Here is a 24,666-nt window from a genome sequence, read left to right on the forward strand (position 1 = left end):
GTAATGGCTGACCTTTTAATCGCTTAATATTTTACACTGTAAAATATCGAGTGTTTTAAATGAACTCAAGCCAATTGATATGCCTGACTTTTCATCTTCTCTACTTTTAAAGTATTGAATATGTGTCATTTTTCCTGAAGTATTTCCCAACTGATACTCTATATTTGCACTACCATTACCGTAGTATTTTATTTGGTAGGGAAACTGATACTTATTCGTTCTGTCATTGTATTCTGCTTGTGCCCAGCGGTATTTTAATGGGCAGTTATTCCGAGCGAGTGTCCATTTTCCATAATTTTTCTTGTAATGTTTACTACTGTGTTTTTCTTCAGGCTTTGCCTTACCTTGGCTTACTCTATATTCAATCGCTGAATATTTGGCCATCGCATAAGCCTCTTCAAACGCTAATACTGCAATAACAGGTAAGTCGGGTGCAACACCAACAACTTCCCAGTTCGTTTTTGTTATAGGGTCAACCGCTCTTCCTGTCGGTATAAAAATGGAAAGCCTTGAGGGTAAATCAAAAAAATGTCCTGGGTTGGCTCCTCCTTTTGTTGTTTCTCCTACGAGGTATGCGCGCTTTCTTACTTTTAAGAGGTATGAAAATCCTTCAGCGGCTGAAAAGGTATTTTTACTGGTGAGAATGTAGATGGGCAGATTGGGCCTTTTATCACTGGGAAGATCATCAACCGTCCAATATTCTTCATTCTTATTTGTTTCTCTCCAATAAATACTATTAAGGTGTGTCTTCTTATCAAAAAAATAGCTGCTAAAATAGCGAACAAAATCTGCGCTTCCTCCTCGATTATTTCGTAAATCAATAATCAGGGAATCAACATCCGCTAGTTGCAATAAAATACGGTCTATTATGTCTTTAGCTTTTGGATCAGATGGAAACTTATCAAAGCTAATAAGGCCAACATTACCGTCGAGTATTTCGACTTTTCTAAAGTGTTTTTCAATATCTTCATTAGTATTAATCGTTACACCTGGTTGACGAAGTTTAACTCTGATGTGCTTGTCTTGCGTTATTTCCTGAATGTCATCAGTTAGTCTGTCTGCAAAGATAAAACTTTCATCATAGCCAAGATATTCATTATTATTGATATTCAATAAAAGCTGTGTTGCTACTTTGTTGGCAACATCAGGGAAGACATAATTATCGATTAATTTTTTCGATATACTATCGATAATGACCCTTTGCTTATCATCAGGTGTTTTGGCAACGGTCATTGCTATAACAGCAGAGTTGACAGGTAAGTTACTGAAAAATAATACTAATGCTACACCATATTTAGTCATAGAAATTATCCCTTTTCGTTATTATCGATAATAAACCTCTTAGCAACATAGCATTGTTTTAAGCTTTACGAAACTATTCGTAAAGTAATGGGCTTTGCTGACAAATGATAACAGGGCAGGGATAATTTTTTAGAACTATGTGCTACCACTGTAGTAAGATACGGTTATACTTTTGGTTAAAAATTATTCCGCTAGAAGATGATATGGTTTAATAACTAATGTTCATTTTTTTGCCTATGATTTTCTCAATATTGCTAAAGATCCCCTCTATGCGTTTATTAAAATCAACGATTCACCCTGACATTAGTGACATGTCAGCACGCCAATTTACGCGAAAAGCGACGCGCGCTATTGTGTTAAAAGGCGAAAATATTCTTTTGCTTTATACCAAACGCTATCACGATTATAGCCTTCCCGGTGGCGGCATTGATGACGGCGAAAGTCATGTGGCAGGCTTAGTACGTGAGTTAAAAGAAGAAACGGGTGCACATGATGTAAAAGATGTTCAAGCGTTTGGCTTATATGAAGAGTTTCGACCTTGGCATAAAGCCGATTTTGAATTTATGCATATGCAGTCTTATTGTTATATTTGCTCAATAGACGATGAACTACTTAAACCTGAGCTTGAATCACATGAAATTAGTAATGGTATGTATCCTCTATGGATGAATATTCATCAAGCGATTAGTCACAATGAACACACGATGGCGAATAGTCAAAAGAAGGGATTATCCATTGAGCGTGAAACCTTTTTACTCAAACTGATTGTTAGTGAACTATTAGCTTCATAATATTTAATAAGTAACATTTACAAAAGTAATATTGAGCGGGGCAATGTTGATATACTTTTGATGTTTTTTGTTGCTGAAGCTAACGAATTATAGGGAAATATACTTCAAATGATTAAGACTCAACCTTCGTTATTATTGACGGTGGCGGTGAATGAACTGCTTAGTCAGTGTGAACTGCCTGCAACTTTATCGATAGAATTGTGTGCGTCGTCTTTAGCGATGAGCATGACGTCTTTTCGCCGCAAACTTGCCAAAGAAGATACGAGTTTTAAACTTATTCAAGGTAAGTTTTTGAATGAACTTTGTGTGGAAGCTTTATTAACTCAGCAAAGTAATATTGAAGACTTAGCGATTAAACTTGGTTATTCTGAAAGGGCGACCTTTGAAAGGGCCTTTCGTCAAAAATTCGGTATTACTCCTGCTCAGTTTCGCGAACTTTCCCCTGCTGGTAGTACTGATAGCCATTATGAAAAACTGACAAGCATCGCTAAAAATATGCCACCAATGCCCAGCAGTTGTCGTCAATTAATTGAAGAGAAAGAGCAAGGCCGTCTTAATTTGCAGCGAGTTATTGAGATTATAGGTCATGACGCAATTTTTTCTGCTCGTATTCTTGGCCAAGCCAGTAAAGCGATTTATGGAAAAACCCCAAAAAATCTTCTTGAAGCCATAAGTCGGAATTTAGGGATAGGTCGTGTGGTTAATTTTGCCATTGTTTATGCAATGAAAGATGCACTGCAAGATCATGTCGAACAATGGATTGTTGAGCAGTACACGGAAGCCTTTTTAATGGCACCTAAAATATTTCAGCAAGTTCGTAAGTCATTACCCTCAAAAATTAAATTTGATATTGCCCTAACCGAACAAGTACTTGTTTTTGCATTGCTTGGGGTGTTTTTACTCAGCCATAAAAGCACCTATAAGCATGAGTTAATGCTTTATTCGCTGCGTGGTGTTGACGATTTAGATTCGCTTAATCGTCACATGAGAAAATCGATGGGGATCAGTATATTTTCGTCATCATCTCTAATGCTTTCGTTATGGCATATTGATGCGAGTTTGGTTAAACAGCTTAATCATTTAGAAAAAGTGAGTCAGTTAAAAGTGCTAGGGAGTGTACAAGATGAATTAGTATTATTTATGCTTTCATGTTTGTACTTTTCAGCGGCGGGGTATGACGATTTTAGTCAATTAGAGCAAAAAGCTGAGTTGCTTCATCTTTGTGACTTTGATGAAATTAAAAAATTATTAATTAAAGAGTAGTATAACGTTTGAAAAGGTAACTTTCTCAGCCATTAGGAAAAGGGGGCTACTTGTTATTAACTGAGAAAGTTATAAAGCTTGAATTACGCTTGTTTGGCGAGTTTTCGCTGACGAACAAATAACAACGTTAGTGCGATTAAAAACAAGATAAACATTGACGGCTCGGGAACCGAGGTTACCTGGGCTAAAGAAACATTATCGACTAACCCCCCTAAAGTGTTCTGTGTACCAAATGATGCGAAACTTAAATTCATTGATTGTGCTTGAGCAGTAAATGAAACTGACTGCAAAGCCCAGTTTGGCGTTAAGTTTCTTGTGCTGTTAGCAATTAAAGCTGCTGTCATTCCTAAATCAAAGTCAACGTTTGCATCATACCAAAAAACATTAATTCCGTTATCGTTACTATTATTGGTTCTTGGTTTGTAACAGAACTCTAATAAATAGTCTGCATCAATCGTCAATGAATTTAGTGTTTGTGTCATTACAGCGTTAGATGAACCACGTTGATGAGAATCTAATTCAACATGGTATAAGCCGTTTTGAGAGCCTGTAACAACATTTTGTTGTAATTCTATGCCATTACCCTATGACGTTTTCCAGCCAGGTAACGTTGAAAAAACATCCCAAGCACTTGTTTTGTTTTTAAATGCTTGTAAGTCAATATGAGAAACTAAACCCGTTGAAGTTGTCGTGTTAGCAAAGGTAAGTTGTTCAAAACTTCCGTTAGTAATTAATGATGCATGTGTAAAGGCACTTAAGCTGATTAAGGAAACAGACAATAAAATGTTCTGTATAAATTTAGGCATAGAGAGTGAGTACTTATTTTATTTTTTTTGATTTTTGCAATCATACGTAACGATAGCAATCGAAAATATGGCTAAACTGTCCATTTTAGGTACTTACTATCAAGAGCAACTATTTTTAGGTAAGAGGGTCTAATTTTTATTCAAAAGGGGGATTCTTAATGTTTCCCTTTGTAGTAACTTTACTGCTACTTCTGCAGGTACTTGATAAAACTCATTTACGTATTTTTTTGCATTTAAATACGTGCGAATTTGTTTTTTGACTTCGCACGGCTCACTACATGCTAAAGAATAGACCAGAGAATAATCACCGGGTGAATTTTTTGAAAGTGCTTGCGCATATTCCATAGGGTCCTCAGAGGTGCAACCTATTCTTATGACATCTGAAAAAAAAGAGTGGGTCATTATATAAACGAAACCAGTTGAAACAGTATTATCCTTCATTTTTTATAAGCGTCCTTGTTAATACCTTAATAAGGCTCAATATTTTTAAAGCACTTACCTTATTAATAAAGTAAGTGCTTTTTTAAAAGACTTGTTGGCTGGCTTAAGCTATTTTTAAATAATCTTTGATTATTTTTGCGCCATTATTGGCTTGAATCGGCTTGAAAATGAACCCCGACACACCACTTTGTTGGCATTCATCGACAAGTGCTTTATCAGTGACTGATGACAACATAACAACCGGCACATTTGAACCACTTGCTCGGATAACTTTTAATGCTTCGTTGCCGTTCATTTGCGTCATAACGACGTCCATGAAAAGAAAGTCAGGGGCTTCGTTTTTTACAGCTTCTACCGCAGTACTACCATCATCAGCTTCAATGACATTTTCATAGCCTAAACCAGCTAAAAAGCGCTTTAATGCTTTTCTTATCATCGCGCTATCGTCAACAAGTAATATTTTACTGTCTTGGGGTAAAGGTGTGTTGTGTGGATTAGCAATACCCGCACTTTGCTCTCTTTCAACATTGTTTGTTTGGAAGTTAACATTACGTACCAATAAATTAAAATAATAGCGACCAACGCCTTCAACGGTAATTGGCACAGTGACTATTTCTTTAACACCTTCGAGGTATTTTTCCATATCTTTAAAATCATGAATAAAATAGGGGCTAGAAAAATCAAACTGTAAGTTATTTCGACTCAGTAAGTCGGTAGCACGACCTACAATAGTATTGCCCCATTCTGCTAAAGCATGACTCAATTCTTCATTTATTTCTGTGTAATCATAGGCTTCATCAAACATATTTTGACAAACAGAATTACCAATAGCCACTGCAGTTTCTGGATAATGATGCATCATTATTACCCCATCTAAACAGCCGGTAATATCAGAACAAACGGCATAACCTTTAAAACGAAAGTCTTCAACTTTATCCATAAAGGCGTCGCCTGCATTACCCGATAAACTGGTCATCGATTTTAAGCTAGCAATAGATTCATTAATGAAAGGGTGTAGGGTGACTTTGTAAATTGTATCAATAGACATGAAATATCCGCATATATTATTTTTATTGTGCGAACAAAATACTAGAGCAAATAGGGTTTTGCAAGGAAATACCCAAGGCGATTAACAAGCTTTGATTATTTTTATTTAATAAAATATCAAGCACCAATCACTTCTGTGCTGCTACTGGTGAAAAAACAACCAATAATATTGAGGATTAAGTAGAGAAAATAGAGTTTTTACTGTATAATGCGGCACTTTATTTTGATGGTCTTAAATATGTTTCTATTTTTGCTATCTTTACCGTTGCTGGTTAATCATTTTAGTTAGCACTATTTAGGAATTTATCTTTGATCACTACATCTAACATTACAATGCAATTTGGCGCAGAGCCTTTGTTTGAAAACATCTCGGCAAAATTTGGCAATGGTCACCGCTACGGTTTGATCGGCGCAAATGGTTGTGGCAAGTCTACATTTATGAAGATACTGAGTGGCGATTTAGTGCCAAGCTCTGGCAATGTATCGGTCAGTACGGGCAACAAAGTCAGTACTTTGGGACAAGATCAATTTGCCTTTGAACAACACAATGTTATTGATACTGTGATCATGGGTGATATGCCTTTATGGAAAGTAAAGCAAGAAAGAGATGCTATTTACGCACAAGCTGAAATGAGTGAAGCTGACGGCATGCGTGTTGGTGACTTAGAAAGCGAATTTGCTGAAATGGATGGTTACACCGCTGAAAGTCGCGCGGGTGAAATTTTATTAGAAGCAGGCATTGAAGAATCTTTTCATTACGGTTCAATGCAACAAGTTGCGCCAGGTTGGAAGCTTCGTGTACTTCTTGCACAAGCCTTGTTTGCCAACCCTGATATTTTATTACTCGATGAGCCTACCAACAACTTGGATATTCATACTATCAGTTGGTTAGAAACAGAATTAAACAAGCGTAAATGCACCATGATCATTATTTCGCATGATAGACATTTTCTTAATTCTGTTTGTACGCATATGGCTGACATTGATTACGGTGAATTACGTGTTTATCCGGGTAATTACGAGTTTTTCTTAGAGCAGTCGGGCTTGTTACGTGAACAGTTATTAGCGGGTAATGACAAAAAAGTTGCTGAAATTGCTGAGCTACAAGACTTTGTTAACCGTTTTGGTGCAAATGCTTCAAAAGCGAAGCAAGCAAGTTCTCGTGCCAAAAAAATGGATAAAATTAAACTTGATGATGTTAAATCGTCCAGTCGTATCACACCTAAAATTGCTTTTGCTCCAGGCAAGAAAATGCACCGTCAAGCATTAGAACTTGAAAATCTAAGTCATGGTTTTGATGGTGAAGTATTATTTGAAAAAGGTGACTTATTACTTGAAGCGGGTGCTAAATTAGCCATTATCGGTGAAAACGGTGTTGGTAAAACAACATTGCTACGCTGTTTAATGAGCGAGTTAACGCAAACTGAAGGTGTTGTTAAGTGGTCTGAAAATGCTTCTGTGGGTTATTGCCCACAAGATAGTGGTTCATTTTTTGATAATGACTTAACCCTCATGGAATGGATGTCGCAATGGCGCAGACCTTGTCATAACGATTTAAGTGTTCGTGGCATGTTAGGACGTATGTTATTTACTGATGACGATGCAAACAAAAAAGCACGTAACTGTTCAGGTGGTGAAAAGAATCGCTTGTTATTTGGTCGCTTAATGATGGCTGATATCAATGTATTAATCATGGATGAGCCGACTAACCACATGGATATTGAAGCGATAGATGCATTGAACAATGCACTGAAAGACTTTGAAGGTACGTTAATCTTTGTTAGCCATGACCGTGAGTTCGTTTCAAGCTTGGCAACCCGTATTATCGATATTAAAGATAAAAAGCTTGTTGATTTCCAAGGTTCTTTAGACGAATACCTAGATAGCCAAATGCAGGCACAAAAAAGAGCTTAGTCTTTTTTATTGGCTTAATTGAAGTTTAAAAGCGTCTTTAATGACGCTTTTAAGTCTTTGGTTAAGTCACTTTATGACGATATATAAATAAATAAATGAGTTAGGCAGAATTCAAAACGAGTGCGCTATACTCTCTATCTTTTTGAATATGACGCTATGTTATATTCACTCCTACTACGACTTCTAGGCTTATACATGATAAACAATGACATTCTTCGTCGCTTAAGTACTTTACTTGGTTTTGATGACGAAAAAACACGCGCAGTATTTAAATTAAATGCGTGTGACATAACTGCAGATAAATTGGTTTGTTTTTTTAAAGAAAAAGATGATGCTGCTTACATTGAATTACTTGATGTGGAATTTGCTAGTTTCCTTAACGGTTTAATTGTCGAGAAAAGAGGGGCAAAAGAAGGTCCACAAGCAGTGCCTGAAAATGATTTAACGAATAACGCCATTTTTAATAAATTGAAAATAGCCTTTTCTTTACAAGCTGATGACGTAATTGATACGCTTGAATTAGCTGAGTTGAGTCTAACCAAATATGAATTAAGTGCATTCTTTCGAAGTATCAATAATAAGCACTATAGAGAGTGTAGTGATGAAGTTTTGTCGACCTTTATCAAAGGTTTGAAAATTAAACTTCAAGGATAGTATCATGCCATTTTCGACATTGGGATTAAGTGACCCCCTTTTAAAAGCGCTTGCTGAATTGAATTATAGCGAGCCAACGGCTATTCAGAAAAAAGCAATACCCGTTGTTTTATCAGGTAAAAATCTTGTTGCTGCCGCGCAAACGGGGACCGGTAAAACGGCGAGTTTTGTTTTACCCATTCTTGAAAAACTTAATACCGATCGAAAATTACGTGGTAAACGCATTCGAGCACTTATTCTTACGCCAACGCGTGAGCTCGCGGTGCAAGTAGAACAAAGTATTCGTGATTACGGTAAACATCTAAACCTTAGTTCAATGGCCATGTATGGCGGTACTGATATTGAGCCGCAAAGGCAAAAGCTCATTTGGGGGGTCGATATTGTTGTTGCAACCCCAGGTCGATTACTTGATATGGCGCATCAACGTGCTTTGCATTTTGATGAACTCGAAGTCCTTGTTTTAGATGAAGCCGACAGAATGCTTGATATGGGTTTTATTGAAGATATTAATAAAATTATTGAACGTTTACCGCTTGAGCGTCAAAATCTATTATTTTCAGCGACTATTTCTGATGATGTTCGCTTGTTATCAAAGAGAACCTTTAGTAATGCGACAGAAATCTCAATCGGCAATAATAGCGCGTCAAAGCCTAAAATTGACCAATGGTTAATAACCGTTGATAAAGGTAATAAATCTGCATTACTGAGCCATTTAATTAATGAAGAAAAATGGCAACAAGCGCTCATTTTTATTGAAACAAAACATGGTGCGGCTAAATTAGTCAGCCAATTAGAAAAACGCGGTATCCATGCTGAATCTATCCATGGTGGTAGAACGCAAGCGATGCGAGAACAAGTACTTAATGACTTTAAAGCGGGAAAAATTAAATTTCTTGTCGCTACTGGTATTGCTTCTCGTGGTCTTGATATCGGTGAGCTTGTACGTGTGGTTAATTACGACTTACCCGATCAAGTTGATGACTATATTCACCGAATAGGTCGAACAGGTCGCGCAGGTGCTTCTGGCGAAGCGGTATCATTTGTCGCAAAAGATAACTTTAGAAACTTGTGTGCGATAGAAAGTCGTTTAGGGCATGTTATTAAACGCAAAGAATTTGAAGGCTTCCCCGTCAAAAAAGCTGTGCCAGTTTCTATTTTAAATTATGTGCCTAAAAATAAGAGATAAATTTAAAATATTTCACTCTCATCAGTTAAGTATTCATTAGACCAGCCAATATACCCGCTTCACCTCAATATGCAGTAATCTGCATCTTGAAGTGGAACGGGTATATATACTTAACTGGCTATATTTAGCTTCAGCAATCGGCTATATTTACTTTAATACATTCTTCTGAAAAATTAATCCGATTGTGCATACCCTCTTAGATGTTTTACAAGCGATTTTATTTGTCGGTATACCTGTTGGTGTATTTAGTTTTTTGATGATCTACTTTTCTTATCAAAAAGGATATTTATCAACTGATTTTGAACTTAAGGATGCCTTTAAAAAAAATAACAACACAGGTTCTTCTCTTTCAAGAAAACACAAAAAAGAATTATTATTCTTACACTCTAAATGGGTCACCTTTGGCGGTGGTTTCTATGGGCTAATTGCGTTATTAACTTTTCTTATTATTGAATTAACTCAAGTGGTTAATTTTTTGTTTAGCATTACGGGTTGGCAAGATATTGTTGCATTATTCAGTTTTGACACTTTGATTGTTATGATTATTGATTCAATAACTAACATGGTACAAGCAATCATTTGGTTTACGTATTGGTCCGACAAATTCGATACTGAAAACTTCATAGTCTGGATTTTTATTGCTTATATAAGTTATCGTTTTTCTGAAAAATATGCCATGCGTTATACCGTTTATCAACGTAAACTTGCTATAGAAGAGGCTATAGAAGAATAAAATGGTAATGAATGCTCTTCTAATCGTTTGAGCATAACGTTGATGTGCTATTTTATTCTTACTTTCCTGTAAAAATAGCACGCCTTATATGGCTGTTTTCAGCTTTATTTCCTAATATTACTCGTCCTGCTTGTTGCTCTATTCCTAACATATTTAAATCATCCATATATTTAGGTAATATGTAACTTTTTGAAAATTCGGTAAATAATGAAGTGAAGATATTATTGTTCGTTAATTTGTCGAGTTGCTTGGTAATTTCTCCTGCCGATAAGTAGCGATCAAAGCAACATTTGTGTAATTCATGTAATGCCTTATCAAGTGAATAACCAGACTTGAGCTTTCTTAGGGCAATGTCAGCTTTAAGCCAATATAAGGCACCACTCCAATAAACGCGCATATAACTATGATTCTGATTAATATTATCACTCAAGTAATTTAACTTTTGATGATTATACTTCGTGTCTTTTCTGCCACGTTCAAATCCTTCATAGAGCTTTTGCCACATTTTACTTTCATTAAACATACCCGCACGCGCTTGAATTATATTTTGATAATAACTGGCGAGACCTTCAGAAAACCAACGGGAATCAGCGGCATCATAAGGGATAAGTAAGTGGCTAAATTCATGATATATCGTCCAATCAGCTTTTAATTCATTGAGGGTGCTTTTGGGATTCACAACAAGTGTCACCTCAGGAATAGTATTTCGGCTAACTTCTCCCCAAGGAACTACACCAGAGTCTCGTTTACTGAACTTTATTTTGGTGATGAAATGGTCAACAGGTAGTTCACCATAAACTAAGGTTAACGCATCACTACTATGATTAATCCATTGGCGTAAGATTTCTTTTTTATCTGAAGAAATATTTGATTGAAAGCGCACATCTATATTTTGGTTAAAATAAGTATTATCCTCATTACTTTTTGCAGAGGCAGGGCGAGTAAAAAGTATCAATAATAACGTAATACTCAGCACTGGATAGTTTAGTGCGTATTTATAAAACATAATCACAGACTAAATAGATTTTCATAAGCATCCTTTATTGTAGGTTCAACATCTCCAAAATGACCTTGGATTGTACTTATTCCTTTGAGAAATAGTGTAACAAGACATTACCAAAGAAAATAAATCACATTGGTCTTACGTTATAAGTGAGTTGAATTGATTAATTATTCAAGCTAATAAAATTATAGTTTAGGTCGCTATTATTTAATAAAAGTTATTAACTAGCGACTGTCACTCATCAAATCGTCGAGGATTAATTGTGCTTTTCTGGGGTGAGTCAAATCTATCACTTCGATCATTTCACATTCATCTCTTACCATTTCAGTAATATTACTGGGATATTGACGACAATCTTCTGGGCGGTCTAGATAAATACTGCAAGTATATTTTATTTGCTCAGATTCAAGTTGGTTTGGCATTTTTTCTAAGAAGGGACATTGCGTTAATTGTTCGCCTGTCTTAGGGCTAAACCAAATTTTGTCTTTAATCACATATTGATGAATATGTGGCCTGAATATCTCCCACATTTCAATGTCTTCAGCAGAAGCTTCAATGCCGCCATCGCCGTATTTGATACAACATTTCCCACATTGATTACAATCTTTCAAAGGATGTACTTCCCACTTTTTGTTTTAATAAAATTGTATCATAGTATTTCCAGTAATAATGGAGGGTAGGACTTCATTTATTATTCGTCAAAAGGTTGTTTTCATCCTTTAAGTTAGGGGGGCGTGTGCTGATTTGATCTCTGACCAGTTTAAAGTGACAATAAGCCCAATAAATGATTAAAAGGTAACAATTACAACGTGAAAAAATCTATTTTAATAACGGGATGCTCAAGTGGTATCGGCTTAGATGCTGCCTTGACACTATCAATGAGAGGTTATCAAGTTTTTGCTACAGCGCGAAAAGAAGCAGATGTATTAATGTTGCAAGAAAAAGGCTTAACCGCCTGCCAGCTTGACTTAACTAAAAGTGACAGTATTAAAACCGCGCTTTCTTTGGTACTTAAAGAGACTGGAGGAACATTAGACTTTCTCTTTAATAATGGCGCTTATGGACAACCAGGCGCATTAGAAGACTTATCAACACAAGCCCTTAAAATTCAATTCGACACTAATGTTTTTGGTTGGCATGAACTTACTAAGCAGGTTATTCCTGTTATGCGTAAACAAGGTCATGGTCGAATTATTCAATGTAGTTCTGTGTTAGGTTTTGTTTCTATGGCATATCGAGGGGCTTATAATGCGTCAAAATATGCGATTGAAGGCTTAACTGACACGTTAAGATTAGAATTGAAATCAGCTAATATTTCGGTGGTGTTATTACAGCCAGGACCGATTAATACACAATTTCGAGCGAATGCATTAAAGGCTTTTCAAGAACACATCGCTGATAAAAACAGTGCTCATCAAGTTCAGTATCAACAGCAAGTAGCAAGGCTGGCCAGTAAAACCTCAAATGCAAAATTTACCTTAGAGCCTGCTGATGTCACAGCAGTATTGATCCATGCTTTAGAACGTAAACGACCAAAAATACGTTATAGAATTACAGTACCCACTAAACTATTTGCTGTGTTCAAACGTATATTACCGGCGCGTTGGTTAGATAATCTTTTATCGAAAGGTTAAGCAGCCAAAATAAGGTAAACTAAATACAACAAAACTTAAATACACTCATCTTTAAAAGGTAACCCTAATGAAAAATACGTCAAAAGTCGTTTCTACATTATTAGCCATATTTACGAGCTTTAGTTTGCTCGCTTCTGATTTAAAAGTAGGGGAACAAGCACCTAACTTTAAATTACAGGCGACTAATGGTGATTATTATCAACTGAGTGACTATAAAGGTAAGCAAGCGGTTGTTTTAGCTTGGTACCCAATGGCTAATACTCGAGGTTGTACGATTGAATGTAAGTCATTAGTAGAAAAGGGGCATTTAATTAGAGAATACAACGCTAGCTATTTTATGGCCAGTGTAGATCCATTAGATGACAATAGAGATTTTGCAAAGAAAACAGGTGCAGATTTTCCGATGTTAAGTGATCCTTCCAAAGAAGCTGCTAAAGCGTTTGATGTCTTGAATATTATGCGAGTGGCCAGTCGTGTGACTTTTTATATTTCTAAAGACGGTCAGATATTAAAAATAGATGAAGACATTTCGCCCAAAACGGCTGCTGAAGATATTGCCAGTAACCTTGAGATGCTAAAAATAGCCAAAGCTCAGTAGTAGAAAGAGAGTAGCCAGATGTACTCTGGCTACTCAATATAAATTATTTAGCGAGTAACTTTTCTATATCAGCTTTAATGCTTTCAGGTTTAGTTGTAGGTGCATAACGCTTAATAACTTGCCCTTGTCTATTGACTAAAAACTTAGTGAAATTCCATTTAATACTTTTTGACCCTAATATTCCGGGTGCTTGAGCTTTTAAAAAAGTGAAAAGCGGGTGAGTGCTATCGCCATTTACATCTATTTTGTCAAATAACGGAAATTTGATATTAAAGGTTAAATCACAAAACTGTTTAATCTCCTCGTTACTGCCTTTTTCTTGTTGCTTAAACTGATTACAAGGGAATGCCAATACTTCTAAGCCTTGAGTTTGATACTCACTGTAAAGTGATTGTAAACCTTCATATTGTGGCGTAAATCCGCAGGCACTTGCCGTATTAACAATAAGCATGACTTTATTTTGGAAGTCTTTTAACTCAACGATTTCTTTTTTATTGTTTAGTGCATTAAATTGATAAATAGCATCAGACATTGATTATTCCTTTATATTAAGCGGCTTAAAATTTAGTGAAATTCTTCACAAGCTATCAAAGTGTTCTCGATTAAACTTGCTACTGTCATTGGACCTACACCGCCAGGTACGGGCGTAATATGAGCTGCTTTCGTTTTAGCTATATCAAAACCTACATCACCAACGAGTTTACCGTTTTCTAAGCGGTTAATCCCCACATCAATGACAATAGCGCCTGTTTTAATCCATTCACCAGGTATGAACTCAGGTTTTCCTACAGCAACCACTAATAAATCAGCGTTACGTATTTTGTCTTCAAGATTTTTGGTAAATCTATGCGTGGTGGTTACGGTACAACCAGCGAGTAATAACTCGAGTGTCATCGGGCGACCCACAATGTTTGATGCACCCACTATTACCGCTTCTAGACCGTGAGGGTCTATTCCGGTAGTTTCTATCAGTTTAATGATACCTTTAGGCGTGCAGGGGCGTAATCCTGGCTGACGTAGCGCTAGTTTACCGACGTTGAACGGATGGAAGCCGTCTACATCTTTTAAAGGGTTAATATGTTCGATAATCAAATTAGCATCTAGACCTTTGGGTAAAGGAAGCTGAACTAGAATACCATCAATGTTTTTGTCATTATTTAATTCATCAATTAAGGTAAATAATTCGGCTTGAGTCGTTGTGGGTTCAAGATCATAAGAGCGAGAAAGGAAACCGACTTCTTCACATGCTTTACGCTTGCTCCCTACATAAACTTGAGAGGCGGGATCAGAGCCAACTAATATGACTGCTAATCCGGGAGGTCGTAAGCCATTTTTAATGCGTAGTGCTACTTTTTCTTTCACTGAGAGCCTAAGCTGCTGAGCAATGTATTTACCGTCTATAAGAGTTGCTGTCATGATAGTTTCGATTCAATTAGTTAAATGATGAAAAACAAGTTTATTTTCGCATAAAAAGAAGGACTGTTATAGTTACTGTTCTTATAAATGTACATTATTAAATGATTTACGGTTAAATCAGGAAATTAAATAAGGAAAAGTACTATTAACCCTATATGAGAAGCTTAATTTATCCATCATAGCGGGACTGCTATATATTTAGCCAATAAATGGCGATTATCAAGCGTCTTGCTTTAAAAGTAAGCAAACGGTTATTTTTTTATAAAAAAGGTTTGACGGGGCTCAGGCAACTAGGTAATATCCGCATCCGTTGAAAGGGACGTATTTTTAGTTCTTCTTAACGTAGTACATATCGGTGATTAGCGCAGCTTGGTAGCGCACTTGGTTTGGGTCCAAGGGGTCGCAAGTTCGAATCTTGCATCACCGACCACTTTTTTAATTATGTTAATAACTAAAAATTTGGCCTGTAGGTAATGTGCGCCCTTAGCTCAGCTGGATAGAGCAACGCCCTTCTAAGGCGTGGGTCGCAGGTTCGAATCCTGCAGGGCGTACCAAACAATATTTTACAATGGTGGCTATAGCTCAGTTGGTAGAGCCCCGGATTGTGATTCCGGTTGTCGAGGGTTCAAGTCCCTTTAGCCACCCCATTTCTTCTAAAGAAATGATGTTAGATATTGTAATGAAATAGAATAAATGTCGGTGATTAGCGCAGCTTGGTAGCGCACTTGGTTTGGGTCCAAGGGGTCGCAAGTTCGAATCTTGCATCACCGACCACTTCTTATTTTATAAAATATTAACTTCAATAATTCTTCTTCTAAATACTTCATTATAAATAAATATCTTTTTGAATTTTTCGTATAACCATAATTATTGATCTTAAATAAAGTCATTACAGTCTATTTTTTTCTGTTTTTTTCACTGATTTTAAAAATAAGTCAAAAATAACGCGATTAAGGGGTCGACTCTTATATCAAGCATCGCTATAATTTCGCGTCATTATTTTAAAATCTAGGTTGTTTGCTTGGATTTTTCGGGCTTCTGTAGCGTTGGTTATAGGGCTACAAACGTCACACTCTTTGGCTATATTAAGCTGTGAAGTAGTTGTGTTATTGAAAGCGTTACTAAAACGCTAAGTTTTGAGGTATTAAAATGCAAGTTTCAGTAGAGACTACACAAGGTTTGGAACGTAAGTTAACTATTTCTGTTCCTGCAGAATCAGTAGATGTAGAAGTAAAAAACCGTCTTCGTCATATATCAAAAACCCAACGAATTAATGGTTTCCGTCCAGGTAAAGTACCTGCGACTGTTATCCAAAAGCGTTACGGTCAATCAGTTCGTCAAGAAGTTGCTGGTGAATTAATGCAACGTAACTTTGTTGATGCAATCGTTGCAGAAAAAATGAATCCTGCCGGCCGTCCAAGTTTTGTTGCTAAAAGCAATGAAGATGGCAAAGCGTTAGAATTTGAAGCGACTTTTGAAATTTATCCAGAAGTTACTTTAACGGGCTTAGACTCCATTAACGTTGAGCGTCCTGATGTTGAAGTTACTGATGCTGATTTAGATGAAATGTTCATTACATTACAAAATCAACACAAAACGTGGAAAGAAAATAAGCGTAAAACTAAGACGGGCGATAAACTTGTTTTAGACTTTACTGGTCGTGTTGACGGTGACATTTTTGAAGGTGGTGAAGCTAAAGGTTTCGAACTTGAATTAGGCGCTGGTCGCATGATCCCAGGTTTTGAAAAAGAAATTACTGGCATGAAAGCTGGCGATGAAAAAACAATTAAAGTCACTTTCCCTGATGATTACCATGCTGAAAACCTTAAGGGTAAAGAAGCAGAGTTTGATATCGTTCTTCATAGCACTGAAGGTCCAGTCTTACCGACAGTTGATGAAGATTTTGCTAAATTGTTTGGTGTTGAAGCCGGTGGTGTTGAAGCACTACGTACGGAAGTCAGCACTAATATGACGCGTGAGTTAACTCAAGCCGTAAAAGCCAAGGTTAAAGAGCAAGTTATTGAAGGCTTATTAGAAGCTAACGAAGTAGAAATTCCTAAAGCATTAATTGCTCAAGAAATTGATGTTTTACGTAAGCAAGCTATGCAACGTTTTGCGGGTCAAATGGACCCTAACAACATGCCAGAGCTTCCAGCTGACATGTTCGAAGAGCAAGCTAAACGTCGTGTTAAAGTTGGCTTATTACTCGGTGAAGTGATCAAGATTAATCAATTGAAAGTTGACGAGAACAAAGTTAACGAATTAATTGCATCTGCAGCATCAGCTTACGAAGATCCAAAAGAAGTTATTGAGTACTACGCAACAAACAAAGAGCTTAATCAACAAATGCAAAATGTTGCATTAGAAGAGCAAGCTGTTGAGTTGTTACTTGAAAGTGCAAAAGTTAACAATAAAAAAGCTAGCTTCAAAGATATTATGAACCCAGAAGGTAAATAATACTGAGGCTCCTAAGGTTTTTGTCACAGAGCAAAGAAACTTAATAGGCTTGGTATGTACCGATTGACTAAATTTGTAGCATTTTATTGAAACAAATTTAAATTGGGTGACCTTTTCGATTGACATTATGTCAAGCAATCGCTTAAATGGCTGGTATGGGGACATACGAGCCATTTTTTATATAGAAAGGAAATTTTAGTTGTTTACTTCTCACAATAATTCTCAGAAAATCACCAGCACTATCGATAGTGCTTTAGTGCCAATGGTTATTGAGCAAACACCTAAGGGTGAGCGCTCGTTCGATATTTATTCAAGACTTTTAAAAGAGCGTGTTATTTTCTTATGTGGTCAAGTTGAAGATCACATGGCAAATTTAATTGTTGCTCAATTATTGTTTCTTGAGTCTGAAAGTCCAGACAAAGATATATATTTATATATTAACTCTCCCGGCGGCTCAGTAACTGCAGGTATGGCTATTTACGATACAATGAAGTTTATCAAACCTAACATCAGTACTGTGTGTATTGGTCAAGCGGCAAGTATGGGGGCATTTTTATTATCAGGTGGCGAAAAAGGTAAACGTTATTGCCTACCTAATGCTCGTGTGATGATTCATCAGCCATTGGGTGGTTTCCAAGGTCAAGCCTCTGATTTCGAAATTCATGCAAAAGAAATTCTTTACATTAAAAATAAATTAAACACCCTAATGGCAGAGCATACTGGCCAGTCGTTAGAAAAAGTTGCTCATGACACAGACCGTGATAATTTCTTAAGTGCAGAAAGTGCGGTTGAATATGGAATAGTTGACTCCATATTATCAGAAAGATTAGATAAATAATTTCACAGCTTTGTGATCTAGATAAATTATGAAATACTTAACAGTATCTGTATTAGCAATTAAAAGAATTAGAGGTTCCGTATGACCGATATTAAAAATGGTGACGGTGATAACGGCAAGCTTTTGTATTGTTCGTTTTGTGGCAAGAGCCAACACGAGGTTCGTAAACTTATTGCTGGTCCATCAGTGTTTGTTTGTGACGAGTGTGTTGAACTGTGCAACGATATTATTCGTGAAGAAATAAAAGAAATTTCCCCGAAAGAAGAAAAAGAAAGCTTACCAACGCCTATAGAAATTCGTGAAAGTTTAGACGACTACGTTATTGGTCAAGATCACGCAAAGAAAGTATTATCAGTAGCGGTTTATAACCATTATAAACGTTTACGCAATGGTGATTCTCATAATGGTATTGAACTAAGTAAAAGTAACATTTTACTGATTGGTCCAACAGGGAGTGGTAAAACATTACTTGCTGAAACCTTAGCACGTTTACTCGATGTGCCATTTACAATGGCAGACGCAACAACATTAACTGAAGCAGGTTATGTTGGTGAAGATGTTGAAAACATCATTCAAAAGCTTTTACAAAAATGTGACTACGACGTAGAAAAAGCACAGCGTGGTATTGTTTACATTGATGAAATTGATAAAATTTCGCGTAAATCTGATAATCCATCAATCACTCGCGATGTTTCAGGCGAAGGTGTTCAACAAGCATTGTTGAAATTGATTGAAGGTACCATTGCTTCAGTGCCACCACAAGGTGGGCGTAAACATCCTCAGCAAGAGTTTTTGCAGGTTGATACCTCAAAAATCTTATTTATCTGTGGCGGTGCTTTTGCCGGTTTAGATAAAGTCGTTGAGCAACGCTCTCATACAGGTGCTGGTATTGGTTTTGGCGCAGAAGTTCGTGGCAAAGACAGCAAAAAAACACTTACGCAACATTTACAAGATGTCGAGCCTGAAGATCTTATCAAATATGGTCTAATTCCAGAATTTATTGGTCGCTTACCTGTTGTTGCTACGTTAACAGAACTTGATGAAGATGCATTAATTCAGATATTGCAAGAGCCTAAAAATGCGTTAACTAAGCAGTTTGGCGCTTTATTTGACATGGAAAATGTTGAACTCGAATTTAGAGAAGATGCCCTTATTGCTATTGCTCACAAAGCAATGGTTCGTAAAACAGGTGCACGTGGTTTACGTTCAATCGTTGAAAGTGTCTTACTTGATACGATGTATGAATTACCATCAATGGACGACGCTGTAAAAGTTGTTGTTGATGAAACGGTAATAAGAGGCGAGTCAAAACCTATTATTATTTATGATACCCCGCAGGAAAAAATAGCGAGCGAATAGCCGTTCATTGCTAATTTTTTAGGTGTTTCGATAAAAAGAGTTATGTGACATTGGTCATTTAGCTCTTTTTTTTTGTCTATCCGTTGAAAGCTTTACTAAAATCCCCATATACTTTTTAACTACAATTTTTTCCCTACTGATTTTCGAGAGAGTAACCTATGACCGAAGAGTTATCTGGTATCAATGAAATTCCTGTTTTAGCCTTGCGCGACGTTGTTGTTTATCCCCAAATGGTGATCCCATTATTTGTAGGTCGCGAAAAATCTATTCGCTGTTTAGATATCGCGATGGAAAATGACAAGCAGGTTTTTCTTGTTGCCCAAAAAGACGCGGCAGTTGACGACCCAACCGCAGATGATGTTTATAGAGCGGGCACTATCGCTACTATTTTGCAAATGTTAAAGCTACCTGACGGCACAGTAAAAGTATTAGTTGAAGGGGCACGTAGAGCTCGCATCACTGACTTTGTTGAAACACAAGAATACTTCACTGCCAATATTGAGTTTCTCGACGTAGAAACTGTTAACGAAGACGATTGTGAAGTATTGGTTCGCTCCGCTATTTCTCAGTTTGAAGGTTACGTAAAACTCAATAAAAAAATACCACCTGAAGTATTAACGTCAGTTTCAGGTATTGACGATGCTGAACAATTAGCTGACACCATGGCTGCACATATGCCATTAAAGTTAGCTGAAAAACAAAAAGTGCTAGAAATTGAGAATGTTGCTCAACGTTTAGAATACTTAATGGCACTGATGGAAGGCGAGATTGACTTACTACAAGTTGAAAAGAAAATTCGCACCCGTGTTAAAAAGCAAATGGAGAAAAGTCAGCGCGAATACTATTTGAATGAGCAAATGAAGGCTATTCAGAAAGAATTAGGTGATGACGAAGAAGGAACAAATGAAGTTGAGCAGCTTGAAAAGCAAATTGAAGACGCTCAAATGCCTGAAGAAGCAAAAGAAAAGACTTTAGCTGAAGTACGTAAGTTAAAAATGATGTCGCCGATGTCAGCAGAAGCAACCGTTGTTCGTTCTTATATCGACTGGATGATTAGTGTCCCTTGGAAGAAGCGCAGCAAACTAAAGCGTAACTTGAAACTAGCACAAGACATTTTGGACAAAGATCATTACGGTTTAGATAAAGTCAAAGAACGCATTTTAGAATACCTAGCAGTACAACAACGCGTTAGCCAATTAAAAGGACCTATTCTTTGTTTAGTTGGCCCTCCAGGAGTAGGTAAGACGTCTTTAGGACAATCGATTGCTAAATCTACTGGACGTAAATATGTGCGTATGGCATTAGGTGGTGTTCGTGATGAAGCTGAAATACGTGGCCACCGACGCACGTATATTGGTTCTTTACCCGGTAAGTTAATTCAAAAAATTGCCAAAGTAGGGGTGAAGAACCCACTATTTTTATTAGATGAAATAGATAAAATGGCGTCTGATATGCGAGGCGATCCCGCTTCTGCGTTATTAGAGGTGCTTGACCCAGAACAAAATACGACGTTTAACGACCATTACCTTGAAGTAGATTACGACTTATCGGATGTGATGTTTGTAGCAACATCGAATAGTATGGATATTCCAGGGCCTTTACTTGATCGTATGGAAGTTATTCGTTTATCGGGTTATACCGAAGATGAAAAGCTTAATATTGCTAAAAATCACTTACTTGATAAGCAAATTGGTCGTAATGGTTTAAAAGAGAAAGAAATTTCAATTGAAGACAGTGCCATTATGGGTATTATTCGCTACTACACCCGAGAAGCCGGTGTACGTGGCTTAGAACGTGAAATATCAAAACTATGCCGTAAAGCAGTGAAGGCTATTTTATTAGATAAAGCCATTAAGAAAGTTACCATCAATCAAGATAACTTATCTGAATTCTTGGGTGTACAACGTTTTGATTATGGTAAAGCTGATAGTGAAAATAGAATTGGTCAAGTGACTGGTCTAGCGTGGACATCAGTAGGTGGTGAGTTATTGACCATAGAAACAGCTTCTGTACCTGGCAAAGGCAAATTGACTTACACGGGCTCGTTAGGTGACGTTATGCAGGAGTCTATACAAGCGGCGATGACTGTTGTGCGAAGTCGAGCGGATAAATTTCGCATTAACGCCGACTTTCATGAAAAACGTGATATTCACGTACATGTTCCTGAAGGTGCTACACCAAAAGATGGACCCAGTGCGGGTGTTGGTATGTGCACGGCATTAGTTTCTAGCCTAACAGGTAATCCTGTCAGAGCTGATGTTGCTATGACGGGTGAAATTACCCTTCGTGGTGAAGTACTTCCTATTGGGGGTTTAAAAGAAAAGTTATTGGCAGCTCATCGTGGTGGTATTAAAACAGTCATTATTCCAAAAGATAATGAACGTGATTTGGAAGAAATTCCTGACAATGTCAAAGGTGATTTGGTTATCCATCCGGTAAAATGGATAGAAGAGGTGCTCGATATTGCCTTAGAGCATCAGGTAGAAAAATTCAAATTAGGTGACTAACCTAGAAAATTGCTGTTTTTTTAGTAAATTAAAGAATAAATTGCAATTAAATAACAAAAAACAGTGATTTTTGCTTTTCAAACGCTGAAACTATGGTAAGTTAATGTCGCTGATAACGCTATACCCCTATGTATATATGGGGTTTAGCTAAGATAAAAATAAATAATAATTTTATTTTCTTAAACACAGTGCTTGATGTTCAAAAGAAGCTAAATACAAAATGCTTCCGCAGGACGCTAAAACAAATGATGGCATTGAATAATAACAATTGAAGGGGAATACTTGTGAACAAATCTCAACTAATAGAAAAAATCGCTGCTGGTGCAGACATCTCTAAAGCTGCTGCTGGTCGTGCGTTAGATTCATTTATTGAAGCTGTTACAGACGAATTAAAAGATGGTGAGCAAGTAGCTCTAGTTGGTTTTGGTACTTTCTCAGTACGTGACCGTGCAGCTCGCACTGGCCGCAACCCACAAACGGGTGCAACTATTCAAATTGCTGCAGCTAAAATTCCAGCGTTTAAAGCTGGTAAAGCATTAAAAGATTCAGTTAATCCATAATTATCTACTTAAATTTTGTAGATAATTTAGAAAAGCCTTTTTAAACGAAGGCTTTTTTTATTTTAGATTTTCAATAAACAGCTTCATTTATATCACTAAACATAATTAAATCTTCGTCTGCTACTTCAAGCTCAGTGATGCTTCTGATAGAATCCTGAACAAGAAATATCTGTCGTAATAAATAGAGAAAAAGATGTTAGAAAATATTCGAGAAGGTTCACAAGGATGGATCGCAAAATCAATCCTAGGTTTAGTTATTTTAACTTTTGCTTTAGCCGGAATTGGTACTTATACCAACTCAGTAGACACATCGGTTGCTGATGTTAACGGTGAAAAAATATCGCAAGATGACTTTAATAAATCCTATCAGGCACAACGTAATCGTATGGCACAGCAATTTGGCGATATGTTTGATACTTTGTCAGCCGATGAAAATTACATGGCGAATTTCCGCAACGGTATTTTAGATAATTTAATCAATGAAAAATTGATTGATCAAAGTACGGTTAATATGTCTATTCGCGTATCTGACGAGCGTATCAAGACAACAATTCGCACAATGACTGAATTTCAAATTGAGGGTGTTTTTGACAACAACCGTTATTTAGCGATGATAAACCAAGCGGGTTTTTATCAATCATCAGACTTTCGTGACTACTTACGTGTTGAAATGACTCGACGTCAATTAACACAAGGATTAGTCGCAAGTGAGTTTAACTTGCCGTACCAAGAAAACCTGATGAATGCCTTACAAAATCAAAAGCGCAACGTTCGCTTCGCAACCATCAATGCTGAACAATTTAAAACAGGTATTGAATTAAGTGATGACGAAATCAATCAATATTATTTAGCGAATCAAGCCCGTTTTGAAAACCAAGAAAAAGTTAAGCTCAATTACATTGCGCTTGATGTTAATGACATAGCAAAAACAATTGAAGTAAATGATGATGACGTTAAAACGTATTATCAAGAAAATATTGCTAGCTACCGTGAAGACGAACAGCGCCGTGTTGCCCATATTCTTGTTGAATTTGGTGACGACGAAGTTGTGGCTAAAGTAACGGCCGAAGCTTTGTTAGCGCGTATTAATGCCGGTGAAGATTTTGCTACTTTAGCTAAAGAAAGTTCAGATGATACTTTCAGCGGTGAAAACGGTGGTGATTTAGATTGGATCGAACGCGGCGCTATGGGCGATGGGTTCGACGAAGGTGCCTTTGCTTTAACTGATATTAATAGTGTTAGTGGCATTGTTGAAAGTGAATTTGGTTTTCATATAATCAAACTAACTGATTTAAAAGCTGAGAAAGTTCAAGCTTTTGTTGATGTAAAAGAAGAGCTTCAGCTAAAAGTAAGTGAATCAAAAGCACAAGATAAGTTTTTTGAATTACAACAAGAGATGGCACGTTTAAGTTTTGAATACCCTGATAGCTTATACGATGCAGCTAACGCTATTGATGTAAAAGTGATTTCGACCGATTGGTTAAGTAAGTTTGGTAACGTGGCACCGTTTAATAATTCTAAAGTGATAGAGGCTGCTTTCTCTGACTTAGTACTTCAAGAGAACTTGAATTCAGATATTATTGAAGTGAGTGATACCTTAGCGATTGTTATTCGTTTAGAAGAGTATCAACCAGCAGAAGTTAAACCACTTAGTGAAGTTACTGCACAAATTCGTGAAACTTTGATTGCTGAGAAAGCGACTGAGAAAGCGTTAACAACAGCAGATTCTTTACTTGTTTCATTTAAAGCCGGTAATAATATTGTAGAACAACTCGCAGCGGTTAACGCCGTATTTGTTGAAAAAACTGATGTTGCTCGCTCAGGTGGTGATATTGCACCTAACTTAAGTCGAGAAGCTTTTAAATTACCTCATCCAAGTGAAGGTATGATCTCAGCAACAACGGTTACATTAAACAATGGTGATTTAGCCTTACTGGAAGTTCAAGCAGTTATAACCAGTGATGTTGAAAAAGCGGTTGATCCGAGAATGGCTCAGCAACAAACTCAGCAACTTGCACAATCAGCTTACCAAAGCTTTGTTGAAGCACTAAAAGTTGATGCTGAAATTACCCGTAAAGTAATAACAGCCCCAGCATCTCAGTTTTAAGTTGTTAAACAACTAAGCCATTTGGCGATTAAGAAGCATTAACAATACTT

General features: G+C 36.9%; 23 protein-coding genes and 4 tRNA genes. 18 read left to right on the forward strand and 9 right to left on the reverse strand.

Annotated features, from left to right (window positions below):
• Window positions 1–15: 15 nt before the first annotated feature.
• Window positions 16–1,302 carry a S41 family peptidase gene (locus H4J52_RS18860; protein ID WP_182225385.1) on the reverse strand — a complete coding sequence of 429 codons (1,287 nt, stop codon included), beginning with the start codon at window positions 1,300–1,302 and terminating at the stop codon, window positions 16–18.
• 269 nt (window positions 1,303–1,571) lie between these two features.
• Between H4J52_RS18860 and H4J52_RS18865 the strand changes: the two genes are divergently transcribed.
• Together H4J52_RS18865 and H4J52_RS18870 are read left to right on the forward strand one after the other, a co-directional pair.
• Window positions 1,572–2,093, forward strand: coding sequence for an NUDIX hydrolase (locus H4J52_RS18865; protein ID WP_182225386.1), 522 nt, complete (start codon window positions 1,572–1,574; stop codon window positions 2,091–2,093).
• Between the two features lie 108 nt (window positions 2,094–2,201).
• Window positions 2,202–3,356: a helix-turn-helix domain-containing protein gene (locus H4J52_RS18870; RefSeq protein WP_182188789.1), complete on the forward strand. Its 1,155-nt coding sequence runs from the start codon at window positions 2,202–2,204 to the stop codon at window positions 3,354–3,356.
• Between the two features lie 83 nt (window positions 3,357–3,439).
• Here the strand turns inward: H4J52_RS18870 and H4J52_RS18875 are convergent, their stop codons facing one another.
• The 4 genes from H4J52_RS18875 to H4J52_RS18890 form a co-directional block, all read right to left on the reverse strand.
• Window positions 3,440–3,838, reverse strand: a complete 399-nt coding sequence (locus tag H4J52_RS18875; RefSeq protein WP_182223855.1) for a PEP-CTERM sorting domain-containing protein — start codon at window positions 3,836–3,838, stop codon at window positions 3,440–3,442.
• A 102-nt stretch (window positions 3,839–3,940) separates the two neighbouring features.
• Entirely contained in the window at window positions 3,941–4,162 is a 222-nt protein-coding gene (locus H4J52_RS18880; protein ID WP_182180110.1) for a hypothetical protein, read from the reverse strand.
• Window positions 4,163–4,291: 129 nt separating this feature from the next.
• Window positions 4,292–4,603, reverse strand: a complete 312-nt coding sequence (locus tag H4J52_RS18885; RefSeq protein WP_182180108.1) for a GIY-YIG nuclease family protein — start codon at window positions 4,601–4,603, stop codon at window positions 4,292–4,294.
• A gap of 103 nt (window positions 4,604–4,706) precedes the next feature.
• Window positions 4,707–5,651, reverse strand: coding sequence for a response regulator (locus tag H4J52_RS18890; protein ID WP_182180106.1), 945 nt, complete (start codon window positions 5,649–5,651; stop codon window positions 4,707–4,709).
• Window positions 5,652–5,959: 308 nt separating this feature from the next.
• On the opposite strand from H4J52_RS18890, the gene H4J52_RS18895 reads away from it, so the two are divergent.
• The 4 genes from H4J52_RS18895 (at window position 5,960) to H4J52_RS18910 (ending at window position 10,137) form a co-directional block, all read left to right on the forward strand.
• A complete protein-coding gene (locus H4J52_RS18895) occupies window positions 5,960–7,564 on the forward strand; it encodes an ABC-F family ATPase (RefSeq protein ID WP_182225387.1) in 1,605 nt (534 codons plus the stop codon).
• 195 nt (window positions 7,565–7,759) lie between these two features.
• Window positions 7,760–8,218, forward strand: a complete 459-nt coding sequence (locus H4J52_RS18900; RefSeq protein WP_182180102.1) for a DUF1456 family protein — start codon at window positions 7,760–7,762, stop codon at window positions 8,216–8,218.
• Between the two features lie 4 nt (window positions 8,219–8,222).
• Window positions 8,223–9,404, forward strand: coding sequence for a DEAD/DEAH box helicase (locus tag H4J52_RS18905; RefSeq protein ID WP_182180100.1), 1,182 nt, complete (start codon window positions 8,223–8,225; stop codon window positions 9,402–9,404).
• Window positions 9,405–9,588: 184 nt separating this feature from the next.
• Window positions 9,589–10,137: a hypothetical protein gene (locus H4J52_RS18910; protein WP_182223854.1), complete on the forward strand. Its 549-nt coding sequence runs from the start codon at window positions 9,589–9,591 to the stop codon at window positions 10,135–10,137.
• A 58-nt stretch (window positions 10,138–10,195) separates the two neighbouring features.
• Here the strand turns inward: H4J52_RS18910 and H4J52_RS18915 are convergent, their stop codons facing one another.
• Both H4J52_RS18915 and H4J52_RS18920 read right to left on the reverse strand, forming a co-directional pair.
• Entirely contained in the window at window positions 10,196–11,143 is a 948-nt protein-coding gene (locus H4J52_RS18915; RefSeq protein WP_182180097.1) for a hypothetical protein, read from the reverse strand.
• Between the two features lie 221 nt (window positions 11,144–11,364).
• Window positions 11,365–11,751, reverse strand: coding sequence for a YkgJ family cysteine cluster protein (locus H4J52_RS18920; protein WP_182180095.1), 387 nt, complete (start codon window positions 11,749–11,751; stop codon window positions 11,365–11,367).
• 198 nt (window positions 11,752–11,949) lie between these two features.
• Between H4J52_RS18920 and H4J52_RS18925 the strand changes: the two genes are divergently transcribed.
• Window positions 11,950–12,774, forward strand: coding sequence for an SDR family oxidoreductase (locus H4J52_RS18925; protein ID WP_182180093.1), 825 nt, complete (start codon window positions 11,950–11,952; stop codon window positions 12,772–12,774).
• 67 nt (window positions 12,775–12,841) lie between these two features.
• Window positions 12,842–13,372, forward strand: a complete 531-nt coding sequence (locus H4J52_RS18930) for a redoxin domain-containing protein (RefSeq protein WP_182225388.1) — start codon at window positions 12,842–12,844, stop codon at window positions 13,370–13,372.
• A 43-nt stretch (window positions 13,373–13,415) separates the two neighbouring features.
• Here the strand turns inward: H4J52_RS18930 and H4J52_RS18935 are convergent, their stop codons facing one another.
• Together H4J52_RS18935 and folD are read right to left on the reverse strand one after the other, a co-directional pair.
• Window positions 13,416–13,904, reverse strand: a complete 489-nt coding sequence (locus H4J52_RS18935) for a glutathione peroxidase (protein ID WP_182180089.1) — start codon at window positions 13,902–13,904, stop codon at window positions 13,416–13,418.
• Between the two features lie 32 nt (window positions 13,905–13,936).
• Window positions 13,937–14,788 (reverse strand): bifunctional methylenetetrahydrofolate dehydrogenase/methenyltetrahydrofolate cyclohydrolase FolD, encoded by an 852-nt coding sequence (gene folD, locus H4J52_RS18940; RefSeq protein WP_182180087.1) that lies wholly within the window; start codon window positions 14,786–14,788, stop codon window positions 13,937–13,939.
• 353 nt (window positions 14,789–15,141) lie between these two features.
• On the opposite strand from folD, the gene H4J52_RS18945 reads away from it, so the two are divergent.
• From H4J52_RS18945 to H4J52_RS18990, 10 genes are all read left to right on the forward strand, one after another.
• Window positions 15,142–15,218: transfer RNA gene (locus H4J52_RS18945), tRNA-Pro, on the forward strand.
• A 47-nt stretch (window positions 15,219–15,265) separates the two neighbouring features.
• Window positions 15,266–15,342, forward strand: a tRNA-Arg gene (locus H4J52_RS18950).
• Window positions 15,343–15,359: 17 nt separating this feature from the next.
• Window positions 15,360–15,435 (forward strand) — tRNA-His (locus H4J52_RS18955).
• Between the two features lie 50 nt (window positions 15,436–15,485).
• Window positions 15,486–15,562: transfer RNA gene (locus tag H4J52_RS18960), tRNA-Pro, on the forward strand.
• A 375-nt stretch (window positions 15,563–15,937) separates the two neighbouring features.
• Complete coding sequence (gene tig, locus H4J52_RS18965; RefSeq protein WP_182180085.1) at window positions 15,938–17,245, forward strand: trigger factor; 1,308 nt, start codon at window positions 15,938–15,940, stop codon at window positions 17,243–17,245.
• Between the two features lie 229 nt (window positions 17,246–17,474).
• Entirely contained in the window at window positions 17,475–18,083 is a 609-nt protein-coding gene (clpP, locus tag H4J52_RS18970) for an ATP-dependent Clp endopeptidase proteolytic subunit ClpP (RefSeq protein WP_182180118.1), read from the forward strand.
• A gap of 81 nt (window positions 18,084–18,164) precedes the next feature.
• Window positions 18,165–19,442: an ATP-dependent protease ATP-binding subunit ClpX gene (gene clpX, locus H4J52_RS18975; RefSeq protein ID WP_182180083.1), complete on the forward strand. Its 1,278-nt coding sequence runs from the start codon at window positions 18,165–18,167 to the stop codon at window positions 19,440–19,442.
• Window positions 19,443–19,600: 158 nt separating this feature from the next.
• Window positions 19,601–21,949: an endopeptidase La gene (gene lon, locus H4J52_RS18980; protein WP_182180081.1), complete on the forward strand. Its 2,349-nt coding sequence runs from the start codon at window positions 19,601–19,603 to the stop codon at window positions 21,947–21,949.
• 284 nt (window positions 21,950–22,233) lie between these two features.
• A complete protein-coding gene (gene hupB / locus H4J52_RS18985; RefSeq protein WP_182180079.1) occupies window positions 22,234–22,509 on the forward strand; it encodes a nucleoid-associated protein HU-beta in 276 nt (91 codons plus the stop codon).
• Between the two features lie 193 nt (window positions 22,510–22,702).
• Window positions 22,703–24,616, forward strand: a complete 1,914-nt coding sequence (locus H4J52_RS18990) for a SurA N-terminal domain-containing protein (protein ID WP_182180077.1) — start codon at window positions 22,703–22,705, stop codon at window positions 24,614–24,616.
• The last annotated feature ends 50 nt before the right edge of the window (window positions 24,617–24,666 follow it).

The sequence above is a fragment of the Colwellia sp. MB02u-14 genome (genome assembly GCF_014076915.1).
In the GTDB taxonomy this organism is placed as follows: Bacteria; Pseudomonadota; Gammaproteobacteria; order Enterobacterales; family Alteromonadaceae; genus Colwellia_A.

Coding starts and splice junctions, on each gene's coding strand:
- H4J52_RS18860 (WP_182225385.1), bottom strand. CDS start 1,302: ATGACTAAATATGGTGTAGCATTAGTATTATTTTTCAGTAACTTACCT.
- H4J52_RS18865 (WP_182225386.1), top strand. CDS start 1,572: ATGCGTTTATTAAAATCAACGATTCACCCTGACATTAGTGACATGTCA.
- H4J52_RS18870 (WP_182188789.1), top strand. CDS start 2,202: ATGATTAAGACTCAACCTTCGTTATTATTGACGGTGGCGGTGAATGAA.
- H4J52_RS18875 (WP_182223855.1), bottom strand. CDS start 3,838: ATGACACAAACACTAAATTCATTGACGATTGATGCAGACTATTTATTA.
- H4J52_RS18880 (WP_182180110.1), bottom strand. CDS start 4,162: ATGCCTAAATTTATACAGAACATTTTATTGTCTGTTTCCTTAATCAGC.
- H4J52_RS18885 (WP_182180108.1), bottom strand. CDS start 4,603: ATGAAGGATAATACTGTTTCAACTGGTTTCGTTTATATAATGACCCAC.
- H4J52_RS18890 (WP_182180106.1), bottom strand. CDS start 5,651: ATGTCTATTGATACAATTTACAAAGTCACCCTACACCCTTTCATTAAT.
- H4J52_RS18900 (WP_182180102.1), top strand. CDS start 7,760: ATGATAAACAATGACATTCTTCGTCGCTTAAGTACTTTACTTGGTTTT.
- H4J52_RS18905 (WP_182180100.1), top strand. CDS start 8,223: ATGCCATTTTCGACATTGGGATTAAGTGACCCCCTTTTAAAAGCGCTT.
- H4J52_RS18915 (WP_182180097.1), bottom strand. CDS start 11,143: ATGTTTTATAAATACGCACTAAACTATCCAGTGCTGAGTATTACGTTA.
- H4J52_RS18930 (WP_182225388.1), top strand. CDS start 12,842: ATGAAAAATACGTCAAAAGTCGTTTCTACATTATTAGCCATATTTACG.
- H4J52_RS18935 (WP_182180089.1), bottom strand. CDS start 13,904: ATGTCTGATGCTATTTATCAATTTAATGCACTAAACAATAAAAAAGAA.
- folD (WP_182180087.1), bottom strand. CDS start 14,788: ATGACAGCAACTCTTATAGACGGTAAATACATTGCTCAGCAGCTTAGG.
- tig (WP_182180085.1), top strand. CDS start 15,938: ATGCAAGTTTCAGTAGAGACTACACAAGGTTTGGAACGTAAGTTAACT.
- clpX (WP_182180083.1), top strand. CDS start 18,165: ATGACCGATATTAAAAATGGTGACGGTGATAACGGCAAGCTTTTGTAT.
- lon (WP_182180081.1), top strand. CDS start 19,601: ATGACCGAAGAGTTATCTGGTATCAATGAAATTCCTGTTTTAGCCTTG.
- H4J52_RS18990 (WP_182180077.1), top strand. CDS start 22,703: ATGTTAGAAAATATTCGAGAAGGTTCACAAGGATGGATCGCAAAATCA.